The 18094-nt window shown below is 37.0% G+C and carries 14 protein-coding genes; 11 read left to right on the forward strand and 3 right to left on the reverse strand.

What is annotated here, in order from left to right; all coding sequences use genetic code 11:
• Positions 1-159 precede the first annotated feature (159 nt).
• The 3 genes from AC5KOD_RS17005 to AC5KOD_RS17015 all read left to right on the forward strand — a co-directional run bounded on the left by AC5KOD_RS17005 (position 160) and on the right by AC5KOD_RS17015 (position 2519).
• On the forward strand, positions 160-1035 hold the full coding sequence (locus tag AC5KOD_RS17005; protein WP_496915773.1) for a VOC family protein: 876 nt from the start codon (positions 160-162) through the stop codon (positions 1033-1035).
• 228 nt (positions 1036-1263) lie between these two features.
• On the forward strand, positions 1264-1725 hold the full coding sequence (locus tag AC5KOD_RS17010; RefSeq protein WP_496915774.1) for a hypothetical protein: 462 nt from the start codon (positions 1264-1266) through the stop codon (positions 1723-1725).
• An 86-nt stretch (positions 1726-1811) separates the two neighbouring features.
• Complete coding sequence (locus AC5KOD_RS17015; protein WP_496915775.1) at positions 1812-2519, forward strand: DUF5105 domain-containing protein; 708 nt, start codon at positions 1812-1814, stop codon at positions 2517-2519.
• Positions 2520-2577: 58 nt separating this feature from the next.
• On the opposite strand, the gene AC5KOD_RS17020 is transcribed toward AC5KOD_RS17015, so the two are convergent.
• Complete coding sequence (locus tag AC5KOD_RS17020; protein WP_496915776.1) at positions 2578-4014, reverse strand: glycoside hydrolase family 1 protein; 1437 nt, start codon at positions 4012-4014, stop codon at positions 2578-2580.
• Positions 4015-4327: 313 nt separating this feature from the next.
• Here AC5KOD_RS17020 and murA point away from each other — a divergent pair, with 313 nt between their 5' ends.
• The 5 genes from murA (at position 4328) to glf (ending at position 9720) form a co-directional block, all read left to right on the forward strand.
• Positions 4328-5590, forward strand: a complete 1263-nt coding sequence (gene murA / locus AC5KOD_RS17025; protein WP_496915777.1) for a UDP-N-acetylglucosamine 1-carboxyvinyltransferase — start codon at positions 4328-4330, stop codon at positions 5588-5590.
• 111 nt (positions 5591-5701) lie between these two features.
• Positions 5702-6994 (forward strand): transcription termination factor Rho, encoded by a 1293-nt coding sequence (gene rho / locus AC5KOD_RS17030; protein ID WP_496915778.1) that lies wholly within the window; start codon positions 5702-5704, stop codon positions 6992-6994.
• 98 nt (positions 6995-7092) lie between these two features.
• Positions 7093-7356 carry a type B 50S ribosomal protein L31 gene (locus AC5KOD_RS17035; RefSeq protein ID WP_496915779.1) on the forward strand — a complete coding sequence of 88 codons (264 nt, stop codon included), beginning with the start codon at positions 7093-7095 and terminating at the stop codon, positions 7354-7356.
• Between the two features lie 206 nt (positions 7357-7562).
• Positions 7563-8573 carry a glycosyltransferase family 2 protein gene (locus AC5KOD_RS17040; RefSeq protein WP_496915780.1) on the forward strand — a complete coding sequence of 337 codons (1011 nt, stop codon included), beginning with the start codon at positions 7563-7565 and terminating at the stop codon, positions 8571-8573.
• Between the two features lie 22 nt (positions 8574-8595).
• Positions 8596-9720 (forward strand): UDP-galactopyranose mutase, encoded by a 1125-nt coding sequence (gene glf, locus AC5KOD_RS17045; protein WP_496915781.1) that lies wholly within the window; start codon positions 8596-8598, stop codon positions 9718-9720.
• Positions 9721-9770: 50 nt separating this feature from the next.
• Here the strand turns inward: glf and AC5KOD_RS17050 are convergent, their stop codons facing one another.
• On the reverse strand, positions 9771-11066 hold the full coding sequence (locus tag AC5KOD_RS17050) for an ATP-binding protein (RefSeq protein ID WP_496915782.1): 1296 nt from the start codon (positions 11064-11066) through the stop codon (positions 9771-9773).
• Entirely contained in the window at positions 11063-11770 is a 708-nt protein-coding gene (locus AC5KOD_RS17055) for a LytR/AlgR family response regulator transcription factor (RefSeq protein WP_496915783.1), read from the reverse strand. Before AC5KOD_RS17055 ends, AC5KOD_RS17050 begins: the two co-directional genes overlap by 4 nt.
• Before the next feature lie 250 nt (positions 11771-12020).
• On the opposite strand from AC5KOD_RS17055, the gene AC5KOD_RS17060 reads away from it, so the two are divergent.
• The 3 genes from AC5KOD_RS17060 (at position 12021) to AC5KOD_RS17070 (ending at position 18039) form a co-directional block, all read left to right on the forward strand.
• A complete protein-coding gene (locus AC5KOD_RS17060) occupies positions 12021-14420 on the forward strand; it encodes a glycoside hydrolase family 3 C-terminal domain-containing protein (RefSeq protein WP_496915784.1) in 2400 nt (799 codons plus the stop codon).
• A gap of 69 nt (positions 14421-14489) precedes the next feature.
• Positions 14490-14969 carry a GtrA family protein gene (locus AC5KOD_RS17065; protein ID WP_496915813.1) on the forward strand — a complete coding sequence of 160 codons (480 nt, stop codon included), beginning with the start codon at positions 14490-14492 and terminating at the stop codon, positions 14967-14969.
• Between the two features lie 163 nt (positions 14970-15132).
• Positions 15133-18039, forward strand: coding sequence for a glycoside hydrolase family 3 N-terminal domain-containing protein (locus tag AC5KOD_RS17070; protein WP_496915785.1), 2907 nt, complete (start codon positions 15133-15135; stop codon positions 18037-18039).
• Positions 18040-18094 lie beyond the last annotated feature (55 nt).

Here is an 18094-nt window from a genome sequence, read left to right on the forward strand (position 1 = left end):
TGTTACCAATATCGTGACAAAATTTCACATTATGCAAAAGTTCATAATTAAATAACAAACTGATGGAGCTAATAGCAAAAAAGTATCCTTTTTCTAAAAATAATGGTAGGATAAATAGTGAGATGTGAACACGGAGTTCGAGTAAGGGAGAAGTGAAGGATGAGTTATCAACTTAATGAAAATACAAAATTAGCATTAGTAGCGCTGAAAGTTAAAGATATGGAGAAGGAAGTCTCTTTTTTTAAAACTGTCCTAGGGCTGGATGTTATGCGTGAGGAAAATGGCATGACCTTTTTAGGGATTAAGGAATTGAAAAGAAGCTTAATTTGTTTAATTGAACGGGATGAGTGGCAGCCAAGTGAAACAAGTCATAATGGCTTATTTCATATTGGTTTTTTATTACCTAAAAGAAGTGATCTAAGTGCTCTTTATAAGCATTTATTAGCGTTAGAGTACCCAATTTCAGGCTTAAATGATCTGGGACATAGCGAAGTGATTTATTTGAAGGACCCCGAGTTTAATGGTATTAAACTATCTTGGGACAAGCCCAAATCAGAATGGAATTACCACACTGAAGGTACGATGGATGGGTTATTAAATCGATTGGATAGCCAAAGCTTATTGGCTGAAACAACTGAGAATTTTAATAAATTACCAACAGAAACGCGTTTAGGACATATTCATTTGAATGTAGCTAATCTGGATGAGAGTCAACGTTTTTACACAGAGGTCTTAGGCTTTAGTTTAACAAGCGCTGAATTCCCAAGTCTGCGTTACTTAGCTGCCGGAGATTATCATCACCATGTTGCGATTAACATACTAAATCGGGTAGCTACTAAAGATCAACATGATGATAATTTGGGGTTAGATTATATGGCATTTAAAGTAGCATCTGAAGCCGAAATAATTGCCTTACAACAACACCTATTAGCCCTTAATTTGGATTTCTTTTACAATAAAGGAAAACAAATCCTTGAAATTGAAGATCCGAATGGGATTCATGTTTGGTTTCAAGTTAATGAAGTGAAAAAGTAGAAGCTGGGATAGAAAGTTGTTTTTCTCTAAGTGTTGGGTAAAGTTGCTTAGAAGTTTAGGACAACGAAACAAGTAGAGGATGAGACGTATTGTGTCTCCTCCTCTTTTTTGTATTGACTGTAGTGCTTTTTGATTAAAAAAAATGCTATAATAGAATTATGTATGTTTAACGTTCGTTTAAAACGCTGAGATAGCAATTAGATAAATGACAGAGGAGAGTTTGTCAAAATGCAAAAACAACGGAAAAAGAACTTATTCGTGGGAGGAGATTTGGCTCCTATGCTTGAATTGAAGTTAGCCAATAATGAAAATGAGTCAATTCAGCGAAAGCGACGTCGCAGAAGGAAAAAAGATATTGAGGTAGTGGTTAAAGAAAATTGTTCGACAGAAGAATTAAGACTTATTCTGCAAACAATCGATGGGAATCGAGAGATTTTACGCACAAGCGATGGTCGTCGAGTACGGACAAAAACGCTAACTGTTAAACGTTCTGCTAAAGAGCGAATGATGAGAGAAAATGAATTGGCTAAAAGAAGTCGAAAAATAAAAAAACTAATGATTGATACGTTTAGTAGTCAGCTGGATTATAGCTCGATTCATGGGAGTGAGTCGCAAAAAATAATTTTACCAATTGAGCAGGCTTTGAATATGGTTGAGGTTATGGGTATCATTCAGGGTGATAGTGAGTAAAACAGATCGTTACTTTATTTTGTTTGGTCCATATGGTAACCTGTAAAGAGGAAATTTTTAATGTGTTAGATTTAGGAGTGGAAAAAGTGAAAAAAAAATTACCTTATATGGGGCTATTACTAGTCTTTTTTATAGTATTGGTTGCTTGTGATACCAAAAAAGAGGACGCTAAACTATCTGCTGAGGCTTTTGTTAATACTGAATTTTACTTGAAAGATTTTGACCAGTATAAAAAAAGTTTTGGAAAAGAAGTGATTAAGAGTAATGAAGCGGCTCTGACAGAACAGTTAGCTCAAGAATTATCTGACATAGGGTTGGAAAAGAAAGAGTCAAAAAAAGCGATAGAATTGATTATTAAAACATTGCAAGAGAAATCGAGCTATCAAGCAAAGGTTATCAAGGAAGACTCGGAACAAGCAGTTATAGAATTACGGATTTATGGCGTTGACGGGGATCATTTTAAAGCTGATTTACAACGTTTGTCAATAGAGAAGGTGATAGAGCTAGTGACGGATGCGGGAATTGAACAAGTTGAATCAGAAGAGGATCTGAGTAAATTGACATCGAAAGCCGATTTAGAGAAAGCCGAAAAAATTGTGAATGAGTTTAACGAAGATTCGCAAACTATGAGTTTGATTGTTTGTGAAGCTATTGAAAAAATGACGACGGCTAGTAAACCTGAAACAGTTGAATTGACCTTAGAAACAACGGATCTAGGTAAAAATTATTGGCAAGTTAAAGATGAAGAAAAGGTAATTAGCGCTATCACAGACGCGTTAGTACCCGATAACTAAAAAATTAAAAAGAGTCGAGTGACGAAATGGTCACTCGGCTCTTTTGGTCTACGTCAACCTAGTTATCAGTTAAATTTTCACCGTTTGTAGCAATAATTTGTTTGTACCAGTCAAAGGATTTTTTCTTGTAGCGATTCATGGTGCCATTTCCTTTGTCATCTAAATCAACATAAATGAAACCATATCGTTTGGACATTTCTCCCGTTGAAGCACTGACTAGGTCAATACATCCCCATGGAGTATAGGCAAAGAGATCAACGCCATCAATTGTGATGGCTTTTTCCATTTCAATAATATGTTGACGTAAGTAATCGATCCGATAATCATCATTAATGCTAAAATCGGCATCAGGTGTGTCAATGGCTCCTAAGCCATTTTCTGAGATGTATAGAGGCACACCATAGCGAGAGTAAAGATTGCATAGAGCTATACGTAGCCCAACAGGGTCTATTTCCCAACCCCATTCACTTGCTTGCAAGAATGGATTTTTAACTCCACCAAAGAAGTTTCCTTGACTCTTGTCGCCCTGTTGTTCAGGTTTAATTGAGACTGTTACAGACATGTAATAACTAAAGGATAGATAGTCAACGGTATGAGCTTTGATTAGGTCAAGCTCACCGTCAGCAATGTCCAGTTTAATGTTGTGTTGTTTAAAGTATTGTAACGCATAACTTGGGTATGCACCACGAACTTGAACATCATTACAAAAATAGTTAAACATGCGACTTTTTTCTTCCATAGCCATAACGTTTTTAGGATCAGAGTCGTAAGCGTACATGGTTGCGTAAATACTCATACAGCCAATTTTTAATTCTGGATTCAAATCATGAGCAATTTTAGTAGCCAACGAGCTGGCGACAAACTGATTATGTAATCCTTGAAAATTGTCTTGTGGCGATCCATCTCGCATAGCGGTTGAAAAGAAGGAGCCAAAGACGCCTGTATTGATTTCGTTGAAGGTCATCCAATAGGTAACTTTTGTGTGGAAACGTTCTAGGATTGTGCGAGCATATTTTTCAAAAAAACCAATTAATTTGCGGTTTTTCCAACCGCCGTATTCTTTAACTAAATGAAGAGGTGTTTCATAGTGAGACATAGTAATAGTTGGCTCGATGTTATGTTTTAGTAATTCGTCAATCACAGCTTCGTAATAAGCTAGGCCAGCTTCATTTGGTTCAGCATCGTCACCATTAGGGAAAATACGAGCCCAAGAGATTGACATTCTAAAAGTTTTGAATCCCATTTCTGCAAACATTGCAATATCTTCTTTATAATGGTGATAAAAATCAATGCCATCGTGATTCGGATATGTGTACTTAGTCTCATCTATTTCCAATGGGAAATTTCCTGAAGCCAGAAGTTTCATCCGTTGTTTACCACCAGGTGAAATATCTGAAATAGTTAGACCTTTTCCATCTAAATTGTAAGCACCTTCCAACTGATTGGCGGCTGTTGCGCCACCCCATAAAAACCCTTTTTTAAATCCACTATTCATGATTAAGGTCACTCCTTAGTTTTAGATTTTTGAGTGTTGCCACTCAGATAAACGAAGTAAAGCGTTACGTCTCCTATATTATATCTAATCGGTGATTAATAAAATATAGCTGAGAATTTTTTTGAGAATAACCTGTTTTTTTATACTAGATCATTCAGTTGAGTTGAAGAAATAGTAATAAGTTCAAGGAGAGCTTTTTTATTCATGGAAACTGTGGTAAAATGATAAGGATTAATTTGAATCAAACATATAGACAGTAAATAGTACAAGCTGCTTTTAAGGCAGCTTTTTTAAGGAATGAGTGAAAGTAACAATGAAAAAATTTGTGATTAACGGTGGCCGTCCTTTAATGGGAGAGGTTACTATTAATGGTGCTAAAAACAGTGCAGTCGCTTTAATCCCCGCAGCAATTCTTGCCGATTCTCCAGTCACTTTGGAAGGTGTTCCCGATATCAATGATGTCCATTCGCTGAAGGAAATATTAGAAATCATGGGTGTAAAGGTAACATTTGCAGATAATCAGATGGTTATTGATCCAACTGAAATGGTTTCTGTGCCAATGCCAAGTGGAAAGATTAATAGTTTGCGCGCTTCTTATTATTTTATGGGAGCATTGTTGGGTAAATTTGGTGAAGGAGTCGTTGGATTGCCTGGTGGCTGTTTCTTAGGGCCACGCCCGATTGATTTACATGTGAAGGGATTTGAAGCTTTAGGTGCAGATGTTAAAACCGAACATGGCGCAACGTATCTTCATGCAGGAGAGGCTGGCTTAAAAGGCACACGTATCTTTATGGATATGGTGTCAATTGGAGCGACAATTAACGTTATGTTGGCAGCTGTAAAGGCTGAGGGCCGAACAGTGATTGAAAATGCTGCTAGAGAACCTGAAATTATTGATGTAGCGACACTTTTAAATAATATGGGAGCAAAGATTCGTGGTGCAGGTACAGATGAAATTAGAATTGATGGCGTCAAAGAATTACATGGCTGTCGTCACTCAATCATCCCAGATCGAATTGAAGCAGGAACCTATATTTCATTAGCTGCAGCAGTTGGTAAAGGGGTGTTAGTGAAGAACGTCATTCATGAGCACATTGAAAGTTTTATTTCTAAGTTAGAAGAGATGGGAGTCGGCTTAGAAATTGGTGAGGATTCTGTTTATGTTCATCCAGCCAAAGAGTTAAAAGCTGTTGACGTAAAAACTTATCCGTATCCCGGCTTTGCGACAGACTTACAACAACCTTTAACTCCGTTGTTGTTGATGGCAGATGGTGAAAGTATGGTAATTGATAGTATTTATCAAAAAAGGGTCAACCATATACCAGAATTAGCACGAATGGGCGCAGAGGCTAGGCTTGAAGGAAACATGATTATTTTAAATGGACCAAACAAGTTACAAGGAGCCGAAGTGGCTGCCAGTGATTTACGTGCAGGGGCTTGCTTAGTAACGGCAGGTTTAATGGCAGAAGGTCAGACTAAAATTACTAATGTTGATTATATTTTACGTGGCTATGATTCGATTATTGAAAAGTTAACAGCTTTGGGAGCTGATATTTACATGATTGAAGAAGATTAGTCAGTGGGTGGTACTTGCTTAGATGGTGGAAAATCTGATCAAATACAGAAGTGTCGGTGGTTCGATAAATACATGTAACTTTTTTTATTTAGGAAGTGAGGCAGTAATTTGATGAAAGATTATTTAACCATGGGTGAGCTGGAAAACAGCACTCTTAAAGAAATTTACAGCTATGCAAAAAACTTTAAAATTCCATATTACAGTCAGATGAACAAAAAAGAATTGTCGCTGGCCGTTATTAGAGCTCAAGCGGAGAAACAAGGCTTTTTTATGATGGAAGGTGTTTTAGACATCATTTCATCGGAAGGCTATGGTTTCTTACGCCCAATTAATTATTCTCCAAGCCAAGAAGATATTTACATTTCTTCATCACAGATTAGACGCTTTGGGCTTCGAAATGGTGATAAGGTTGGTGGTAAAGCTCGTCCGCCGAAGGAATCAGAACGCTATTACGGGCTGATGCATGTAGAGACTGTTAATGGGAAGAATCCAGAAGAAGCTAAGGAGCGACCTCATTTTCCTGCAATGACAGCTCTTTATCCTGATCGTCAATTAACTCTCGAAACAACTAAAGGCCGATTAAGTACTCGAATGATTGACATTTTTTCTCCAGTTGGTTTTGGGCAACGTGGCTTAATTGTTGCGCCTCCAAAAGCTGGTAAGACGACTGTTCTGAAAGAGATAGCAAATGGCATTACTGAAAATCATCCAGAGGTAGAATTGATTGTTCTGTTAATTGATGAACGGCCTGAGGAAGTGACCGATATTGAACGTAGTGTAAAAGCTGATGTTGTGTCGTCAACCTTTGATCTTCAACCTCAAAATCATACTCGTGTCTCTGAACTTGTTTTAGAACGAGCGATGCGTCTGGTTGAAGATAAGAGAGATGTCGTGATACTTATGGATAGCATTACACGTTTGGCTCGTGCTTATAACCTAGTTATTCCGCCAAGTGGTCGCACACTAAGTGGGGGGATTGATCCGGCGGCTTTCTATAAGCCAAAGCGATTTTTTGGTGCGGCTCGCAATATTGAAGAAGGTGGTAGCCTAACGATCTTGGCTACGGCGTTAGTTGATACTGGTAGTCGAATGGACGATGTGATTTACGAAGAATTTAAAGGAACAGGAAATATGGAGCTCCATCTTTCTCGTGACTTATCAGAACGTCGTATTTTCCCTGCAATCGATGTTAAGAAATCTGGTACACGTAAAGAAGATCTCTTAATGGAAGCGTCGCGTTTAGATGATATTTGGAAGTTGCGTCGTAATATGAAAGGTGATTCACTTGAGTATACGGAGCAGTTACTGAACTTTTTGAGACGAACAGATAATAATAAACAACTTTTTGAAGCATTTAAAGATGTTTTATTTGGTAAAAATAACCAACAAAGACCTAAAAGGTGATTGTCACAGAGCAAGAACTGTGATAATATGGAAATGTTGTAAAATTTAAAATCAACTCTGACTCAGCAAATGACTCAGGGCAAAGGAGAGACATACCCATGAAAGAAAATATCCATCCAGATTACCAGCCAGTTGTATTTATGGATTCAACTACAGGATTCAAGTTCTTGTCAGGTTCTACTAAGAAAACACAAGAAACTGTTGAATGGGAAGATGGTAATACATACCCATTAATCCGTGTTGAAATTAGTTCTGATTCACATCCATTCTATACTGGACGTCAAAAATTTACACAAGCAGACGGCCGTGTGGATCGTTTCAACAAAAAATATGGTTTGGCAGACGCAAACGCTGCAGAATAATCAAGTTAAAGCAGAGTCCTTGGGGCTCTGTTTTTTTGATTTGTAAACACAACAAATTATGCCAGAAAAGGGGCAACTTGTGCAGAGAGTATTTGCAAGTGAAGGATTTAATGGTATGCTTAAATAATTAGACAAAAGTTTTTTACAAGTAAATTGGTGTAAATTATCCTAAAATCATCTGCGGGATAATGAAAGAGGAGTAGAAAATGAAAGATTTATCAATTATAATACCTAGTTATAATTCAGAAGAGTATTTGTCACGTTGTTTAGATTCTTTGATTGTGGCAGACTCAAATATAGAAATAATTATTGTGAATGATGGTTCGACAGATCGGACTGCTGAAATAAGTGATGCATATTGTGCTAATTTTCCAGATCAGATTCAAGTAATTCACAAGGAAAATGGTGGCCATGGATCAGGAATTAATGCAGGGCTTGAACGTGCAACGGGTCGCTATTTAAAAGTGGTTGATAGTGACGATTGGGTTGGAGCTGAGGCGTATGCTACTATCTTAGCTTTTATCAAGGACCTGCCAGAGAACAGTGAAATCGATATGCTCATATCAAATTATATCTATGAAAAGGTTGGTGCAAAGAATAAAAAAGTCATTGATTATTCGCGATATCTAGCCAAAAATAGGGAATTAAGTTGGGATGATATAAAATTCCCAATCGGTAAATATTTATTGATGCATTCAATTATTTACCGAACAGCATTCTTAAAGGAAATTAAGTTACAATTACCTGAACACACTTTTTATGTGGATAATTTGTTTGTTTCGGAGCCATTGCCTTATGTTCGTAAGATGTATTACTTAGATGTGGCGCTTTACCATTATTATATCGGACGTGAGGACCAATCTGTTAATGAATCTGTGATGATTCAACGAATTGATCAACAGTTATTTGTTAATCGACGCCTGATCGAAAACTATCTAGCGGTGAATGTTGAAAATAAAAATTTAGATACGTATATGCGCCAATTTTTAGAGATTATTACGACGGTTTCTTCGATATTATTACTTAAATCGGGAACAGAGGAAGATTTGGCTAAGAAAGAAGCACTTTGGTTGTATATATCGGAGGTTGACCAGGAGTTGTATCGTAAATTACGTCATGGGATTTTCGGACGTGGCCTTCACTTACCAGGTAAGGCAGGTAAAAAGACTGCTTTAGGGATTTATAATCTAGCTCAAAAAGTATATGGCTTTAACTAATTTATCTTAGGAGGAATTTTTGGTGGTATCAGGATCAGGTCAGTATGATTATTTAGTTGTAGGAGCTGGTCTATACGGCGCAACTTTTGCATATGAGGCGGCTAAGCGACACCAACGTGTTAAGGTAATTGAAAAACGATCTCATTTAGCCGGTAATATTTTTACAAAAGAAATGGCTGGCATTCAGGTTCATGAGTATGGGGCTCATATTTTTCATACTAGTAATGAGAGGCTGTGGCAATACGTTAATCAATTTGCGACATTTATGCCTTTTATTAACGCTCCTATCGCTAATTTTAAGGGTGAGATTTATAATTTACCTTTTAATATGAATACGTTTAACCGACTATGGGGGATTAGTAAGCCAGCGGAAGCTCAAGCAATTATTGCGGCTCAACGGAAGGCAGCAGGAATCGATAAGCCACGTAATCTTGAAGAACAGGCAATTTCCTTAGTTGGGCTGGACATTTATCAGAAGTTGATTAAAGGCTATACGGAAAAGCAATGGGGAATGCCCGCTAAGGAATTACCAGCATTTATTATAAAACGTCTTCCAGTCAGATTTACGTATGATAATAATTACTTCAATGATATTTACCAAGGGATTCCAATTGGGGGCTATACTCAGATTGTTGAAAAAATGCTAGATTCTCCATTGATTGATGTCGAAACAGGAATAGATTTTTTTGCGAATAAAGCGGACTATTTGGATAAATTTCCTAAAATTATTTATACAGGCATGATTGATGAATTTTTTGATTATCAATTAGGCATCCTTGACTATCGCTCATTAACCTTTGAGACGACAGTGCTAAAAGGTGTGATAAACTATCAAGGAAACGCTGTGGTGAATTATACGGATGCGGAAACGCCTTATACTCGTGTTATTGAGCATAAGCATTTTGAATCTGGAAAGCAGCCAGATACTGTGATTACAAAAGAGTTTCCGTGTGAGTGGGACCCATCAAAGGATGCTTACTATCCGATTAATAATCAACGAAATAACCAGTTGTATCGGGAGTACGCTCAGCTAGCTAAATCAGTAACTCAGGTGCATTTTGGTGGACGCTTGGGGAATTATCGTTACTATGACATGCATCAGGTAATTCAGTTGGCCTTAAGTTATGTGACTGCCGAATTTGATTAATAAAAAACTAGAAAATGCCTTGAGTGGGAGGTTGTTTTCTAGTTTTTATTTTATTTTGGAAATAAGATATTCAACTTGAACCAGTTTTCTTCCAAGCCAAGTGTCATGCTTCCATTATATTTTTCTGTGATGTATGAGATACTTTTAATACCATAGCCGTGGTAGTGCTTGTCTGCTTTTGTTGTTAGAGGAAGCCCTTCTTCGAATTTTACCTCTTCTGTGCAATAGTTTTCTAATGAGACTAAGATAAAATTATCCCGTTTAAAGACTCTCAAATTAATCAAGCGCTGTTCGCTGTTTCTGATTTTTAAAACAGATTCTATCGCATTATCAAGGGCGTTGCCAAAAAGACTACAAATATCGAGTGTGTTAAGAAAATTAATTAATTCGCCGTGAACGATACAAGTAAATGTAATATCATGTTCAATACAGAATTGATTTTTTCTTGTCAAAATCGTATTTAAAATGCCATTACCTGTCTCAATGTTTGCACTGAAGGTTGTAATTGCTTCACTCATACTAGCGAGATATTCTTCTCGTTTTTCAGTATTTTGCTCTGCTCGAATAATTTCGATTTGATGTTTTAGGTCATGAAATTTCCGATTGATGATAGCGTTACTTTCCTTATAGGCAACATATTGCTCGTATTGACCTTGAAACATATTGTTGATTGCGGTAAGTTCTTGCTTTAAGTGATTTTCTGATCGTTGTTTTTCCTGCATATACAGAATACAAATTCCAGAGAGATTGATTAATGTTCGAGTGAGGAAAATGGTAATAGAATCTCCTAAAAGAAGTGAGGAGTTGCTTAACATAAAGCCGATATTACTGATTGAAAAAATAATTACGGCAGTTAGGCCACCAATGATAACATCTTTGTTTTGAATATCCTTTAAAAGTTGTTTATTCCCAACTCGATTTTCCAAAAAATAAAAGAATAGCAGTAATATAATATAGACAGTTAAAACAAATAAGGTCGTAAAGTGGTCGGTTTTTGTACGGTTCCAAATAATGTGACAATACAATTGCCAAGCGAACGAGGCAATGAATTCAGCTAGAATAAACGCTTTGGTAACTAGGTAACATGCCTGCTTAAAGTCAAGTTGAGAGGTTAAGAGGATTGAGAGAAACATCCATGCGACGTTTAGGATCATTCCTGGAATCCAAAAGGCTAGGGACCAGTAACCTGCAACTATTTGTAAGACATATTGTCCAATACTCATCAAAATGAAAATAAAAGGCCAGTTGGCTTTTTTTGTCAGTGGTAAAATAAAAATGAGACAAGCTAAAGATTCTGCAATAGCTGTATAGACTCTGGGGATATTTGGAAACAATTCTACCGTCATTTTAAATTGGCTCCAATATAATTAGTTAAGGCAGTCATGAAATCCTTTCGACGTGGACGGCTAATTTGTAGCTCATGATTGCCGACTGTTACAATGTTTTTATCAACATTCTTAACATGTTTCAGATTTACAATGTATCCATTGTTACAGCGAAAAAAATCATAGGGAATGAGTTTTTCTTCTATATTTTTCATCGATTCTAAGATCGAGAAGGTTGAGTCAGTGAGAACGAATTCTAAATAATGGCCGTCACTTTCAATATAAAGTAAATCATTCAAATCAATTTTGCGGAAGCCGCTACCACTTTTTACTGTTAACGATGCTTCTTCACGATTGATTAATTGTTTTTGTATTTTTTTGAAATGCTCACAAAAATTGAAATAAGTGAGGGGCTTTAATAAAAAGTCAGTAGCATTAACCGAGTACCCGTCGATTGCCCATTGAACAAAATTAGTGACAAAAACAATCAAGACTTCCTGGTCATACTCACGAATTCTTCCTGCTGTAGTCATTCCATCCAGAATTTCCATCTCTACATCCAGATAAATTAAATCATAATTACTTTTAAATTTGTCGATAATTTCAATGCCATCCTTGTAGCAATCAATTGAAACAACTAAGTTATTTTCTTTGGCATAGGTTAGAATATGCTGGCGTAATGTTTGTTGATTGTCTTGATTGTCTTCAACTATCGCAATTCGCATGTTGTTCTTCCTTTCTTTTTCACTCATCTTCTATATTTTACCTATAGTAGCCAGACAAATTCAAGTGAATCTGAGAATGTTTAATCAGATTTTCGTTAAAGTGACAGTCTGTGAATAAATCGTGTCAAGTTATGCATAACAGATATGCAACCGATTACCAAAATGTTAGTCTATTAATGAAAGCGAGTAACTTGTGAGAAATGTCTTCAAAGGTTCATCGTTAATTTAATTTCATACGAAAGGAAGTCTCATGAAAAATAAACAGTTAATCGAAAAATTAAGTTTAGCGCAAAAGGCTGAGCTAATGTCAGGAAAAAATATTTGGGAGACAGTTGATATTGAATCATTAGGAATTCCGTCACTTTTTCTAGCAGATGGCCCTCATGGATTAAGAAAACAGCTTGGAGCCTCAGATCATTTAGGACTAAACGAAAGCGTACCAGCAACCTGTTTTCCGACGGCGGCGACAATTGCTAATAGCTGGGATGAGTCTTTAGGCGAGCAAGTTGGGGCGGCAATTGGTGCAGAAGTTTCTTTTAATGATGTGCATGTCTTATTAGGACCGGGGTTAAATATTAAACGCAATCCATTATGTGGTCGAAATTTTGAATATTTTAGTGAAGATCCTTACCAATCTGGGAAAATGGCCGCTAGTTATATTCGTGGCATCCAAAGTCAAGGTGTTGCAGCTTGTCCTAAGCATTTGGCTGTTAATAGTCAAGAAACGAGACGAATGGCTTCTAATTCCGTGATTGATGAGCGAACTTATCGAGAAATTTATACCACCGGCTTTGAAATCGCTGTTAAGGAAAGTCAACCTAAATCAATTATGTCGGCCTATAACCAAATTAATGGTGTATATGCAAATGAGAGTAAAGAATTATTAAGGGATTTACTAGTAGATGAATGGGGCTTTGATGGTTTTGTTGTATCTGATTGGGGCGGTAGCAACGATCATGTCCTAGGAGTTAAAAATGGTAGTCATTTGGAAATGCCTTCAACAAAATTGAATGGACGAAAAGAAATCATTGACGCAGTTAATGAGGGGCGATTATTAGAAAGTGTTTTAGATGAACGTGTAGATGAACTGTTATCTGTCGTATTATCTGTAAGTCAGCATGGGAAAAAGAATGAGGATTATACGGATGAGAGTCATCACGAAGTAGCTAAAAAGGCTGCCCGAGAGAGTGTCGTATTACTTAAAAATCAGGACAATCTTTTACCACTTAATAAAACTAAAACGGTTGCTCTAATTGGTGATTTTGCGAGTTCGCCTCGTTATCAAGGCGCAGGCTCTTCAGTCGTTAATCCAACTAAATTGGATACGACTGTCGATTTAATCAAGGATGCCAATCTAAATTGTATCGGCTATGCTCAAGGTTATCATCGAGTGAATAAGCCCGATCAACAATTAATTGAGGAAGCGGTGGCATTGGCTAAGCAGGCTGATGTGGTACTAATTTATGTAGGGCTTGATGAAATCAGTGAAAGTGAGGGACTTGATAGACGGACGCTGTCAATGCCGGCTAACCAACTAGATTTAATTGAGGCAGTTTCAAAGGTTAATTCATCAATAGTAGCGGTTGTCTCAGCTGGTTCAGTTGTTGATATGTCTTGGGATACGCAGGTTTCAGCCGTTTTACATGGCTATTTAGGTGGCCAAGCTGGAGCGGGAGCGATGCTAGAGATTATTCAAGGGGATTATTCTCCAGGCGGTAAATTAAGTGAAACCTATCCAATTTCCTATGAGGATGTCCCTTCAGCAGGAAATTATCCTGCAATAGGAAAAAATGCGTTATATAAAGAGGGATTGTATGTAGGGTATCGGTATTATGAAACAGCCCATATTCCAGTAAAATATAACTTTGGACATGGTTTAAGCTACACAGAGTTTAGTTATAGTGAACTCCAACTAACAGATCAGAGTGTAAGCTTTGAGCTCAAAAATAGTGGACAGGTTGCTGGAGCCGAAATTAGTCAACTATACGTGACTAAATTAGGTGAGGGAATTTACCGACCAGCTAAAGAATTAAAAGGTTTTAAGAAATGTTATTTGAAACCTGGTGAAACGCAGCAAGTTGAGATATTGTTTGATGATAAAACATTCAGATATTATAATAGCAAGACTAAAAAGTGGGAAATTGAAGCTGGTGACTATCAGGTTTTGGTGGGGGCTAGTGTTGACGATATCCGTTTAGAGGGTGTTATTAGCCAAGAGGGTACGACAACAGTGTTGCCAGAGCAATCGGCAGAGCTTGAGAAGTACCGAGTAGCAGATGTTCATTCAATTTCTGATAGTGAATTTGCAGCATTACTTGGACATGAGGTTCCAGTGGAGAATTATGTTAAGGGGCAAGAATTAGGTGTAAACGATCCTTTGCTACAAATGCAGTATGCTAAAAGTTATTTAGCACGTGGTGTGTTTAAAGTATTAGATAAATTAATTAAGCGTAGCGAGCGCAAAGGCAAGCCTAATTTGAATCTGTTATTTAACTATAATATGCCATTTCGAGCGATTGCAAAGATGACAAATGGCTTAATTGATATGGCAATGGTTGATGGTATCGTAACAATGGTCAATGGTCACTTTTTTGCAGGTGTCTCACATGTACTAAAAGCAAATAAGAAGAGGCGTCAAATAAAAAAATAAGTCTTATTAGAAGAAAATAAGGGAGTAAGGTACGTGGCAGAAAAAGAGCAAACAGGCATTTTTAAAAAGATTACGGAGTTTAAGAAAAGGCACCCAGATATTTATGAGTTTATCATGTTTAATTTGATGAGTAACGTGGCAACGATCACTAATTTCGTATTTTTATGGATAGGGACTGGCTTTTTGTTTAAAGGGTTTGCTGGAGCTGATTTTCATTGGTTTATCTTTACCTATAAAGCAGCTGATGGTGGCTTAGGAGGATTTTTAAGTTTCTTATTAGCATATGTAATGGCACAAATTGTTAATTTCTATGTTCAAAGAAAATTTGTTTTTAGCGCGACAGTTGAAATTAGAAAAGTGTTACCACTGTATATTTTAACGGTAGCAGTCGCTGGTATTATTTCTGTTTGGTTGCCACCATATGTGATTAGTCTAATCTCACCTTATGTGAAAGGCTTTGCTCCGACGATTGCTAATATGGTGAACATCGTAATTCAGGTAGTAATAAACTACCCAATGATGAAATTTAAAATTATGAAGAAAGACTAACTAACGAGTGTGATCTATTTCTAGCTTAATGATTAATTCCATTAAGCTAGAAAGTTTAATTGATAAAAGAGCGGATACATTTCAAAAGGATACAACTTTTAGGTAACATCTAAACATGATTGAGTGTTTAGTTTATTAATAAATAGAGGAGAGAAGAAGTGAAATGAAGAAAAAGTACAGTAAGATTATTATTCCGGTATTAATCATTTTGGCTATCATTGGAGGAGGAGCAGGATTTCTTTATTATTTAAGTCAAGATGGTGTGTTAAACATGGACGATGTTTATGCGACGATTTTTAAAGTTCTTCCTTACTTTGTTCCTGTTATTATCTTGTTTGTTGTATTTATTGTCGCGTTAATTGTATTTAGAAAAAAATCAAGAACATTCAAGTTTTGGCTAAAATGGGAATCAGTACTAGCCTTGTTATTAGCCGTTGTTTTAACAGTAAATGTTGTTCTTTTTGGCCCTATGGCTAATCTTTTTAACTTACAATATGCTGATCTAGACACGATTTCGAGTGAAACATTGGCAGCAAATACAGATTTAACGAAAGAAATAGCAAAAGAAGGAACGGTTTTACTTAAGAATGAAAAGAGCTTTTTACCGATAAATCCAACAAAAACGAAGCTAAATGTTTTTGGCTGGGCTTCAACTAATCCAGTTTATGGTGGGACAGGATCTGGAAATGTTGATATCAGTAATAGTACAGATATTTTAGATAGCTTAGAAAATGCTGGCTTTGAGTTGAATAATGACTTATCTAAATTCTATAAAAAGTATCGCGATGATCGACCAGAAGTAGGGATGTGGGCACAGGACTGGACATTACCAGAGCCAGCTGTATCTGATTATAGTGATCAATTAGTAGCGGGTGCAAAGGATTTCTCTGAAACTGCTTTAGTTGTTATTGGTCGTGTTGGTGGAGAAGGTGCTGATTTACCGCTTGATCTAAGTGAAGTAACTTATGAAGGAAATAAAGGCGACTTTGAAAAAGGCGATCATTTTCTAGAATTATCAAAATCAGAAAAGGAAATGGTTGAATTAGTCACTAAGAATTTTGATGACGTTATCGTTGTGGTAAATGCAGCAAATCCAATGGAGCTTGGTTGGCTTGAAGAGTATGAATCAATTAAGAGTGCTATTTGGATGGCGGGCCCAGGTGCAGATGGATTTGAAGCTTTGGGACAAATTATTAGTGGTGAAGTTAATCCTTCAGGAAAAACAGTCGATACCTATGTATATGATTTGAAAGCGACTCCAACTTGGAATACTTTTGGAGATTTCACTTATGAGAATACGGATGGTATTCATTACGTTGATTATAATGAAGGAATCTATGTTGGGTACAAATATTATGAGACAGCCTATCTTGGCAAAGAGAAGGAATACCAAGAGGTTGTACAATATCCATTTGGTTATGGCATGAGTTACACGAGCTTTGAACAAAAAATGGGCAAGATATCAACTGATTCGGAAGGAAATGTTTCCTTTAAAGTAACGGTTACGAATACAGGAAAAGTAGCAGGAAAAGAAGTTGTGGAAGTTTATTACACTCCTCCGTATGAAAATGGCGGGATTGAAAAAGCTGCTGTAAATTTATTGAGCTTTGCTAAAACTAAAACGTTGAACCCATCTGAGAGTGAAGTCATTGATATTTCCTTTAATCAAGAAGAGATGGCAGCCTATGATTCTAAAACTAATCAAGCTTATGTCCTTGAAAAAGGTGAATATGCTATCCAGCTTATGGCAGATTCTCATACTGTATTGGCCTCTGAAAAAGTGTCAATTCCTCAAACAATTATTTATGGAGAGAACAATAAGCGTGCGTCTGATGAAGTAGTGGCAACAAATCAATTTACAGAATTAGCTGAAGGCGGGCTCGAGTATTTAAGTCGAGCGGATGATTTTGCTAACTATAAAAAAGTAACAGCAGGTCGTAAAGATGCGACATTAGCAGATGAGTATAAAGATAAAGTTGTTAATCTTGATACTTATGAGCCACCTGTCAATGAGGACGATAAAATGCCTACAACAGGTGCTAAGAACGGGTTGACGCTGAATGAGTTAAGAGGGGTCGACTATGATGACGAAAAATGGAACAAGTTATTAGATCAACTGACGGTTAAAGAAATGAGTAATTTAATTTCCTATGGCGGTTATCAGACTGTCGGCGTAAAATCTGTTGGTAAATTACAGACCTATGATTTTGATGGACCTGCTGGGTTGAGCAGCTTCTTCGTACCAACTAAAGCAACTGCTTTCCCGACGGCAACAATGATTGCTGCAACATGGAACAAAGAGCTAGCTAAAAAACGTGGTGAAGCAATTGGTCAAGAAGCTTCTGAAGTAGGCATTTCTGGTTGGTATGCTCCAGCGATGAATATTCATAGAAGTGCGTTTGCAGGACGTAATTTTGAGTACTATTCTGAGGATGGAACATTATCAGGGGCAATGGCTGAAAACGAAACACTTGGTGCTGGTACAAAAGGAGTTTACGTTTATCTGAAACATTTTGCTTTGAACGATCAGGAAACAAACCGTAATGATCGCTTGTTAACATGGTCAAATGAGCAAGCAATTCGTGAGATTTACTTAAAACCATTTGAAATGGCAGTGAAAAATGGGAAAGCAACAGCTGTTATGTCTGCTTTCAATCATATTGGAACAGAATGGGCTGGTGGGTCATCAAACTTGTTGAAAAATGTGTTACGCTCTGAATGGGGCTTTGATGGCATGGTATTGACTGATTACTTTGGTGGATACGGTTCAATGAATGCCGATCTTGCTATCCGCTCAGGGAATGATTTAATGTTATCAACAACAGGTGAAGCTGGCGCTGGTTTAGTCGATACAACAAGTGCAACGGCCGTTACTGCGATGCGTCAGGCTACTCACAATGCGTTATACACTGTTGTTAATAGTAATGCGTATGAAGATGAATCAACTAGTATGTCACTATTAACTTGGCAAAAAACGGTATTACAGTATACTGCAGTTGCCGTAGGTGTATTGTTATTACTACAATTACTAGTAGTTTATCTATATTTCAAGCGCGTTAAAGGAAAATAGAGACAAATAAAAAACAAGTAGCCCCTCTTTGAAATACACTTTCGAAGAGGGGCTA

This window comes from Vagococcus sp. WN80Y (assembly GCF_059621045.1).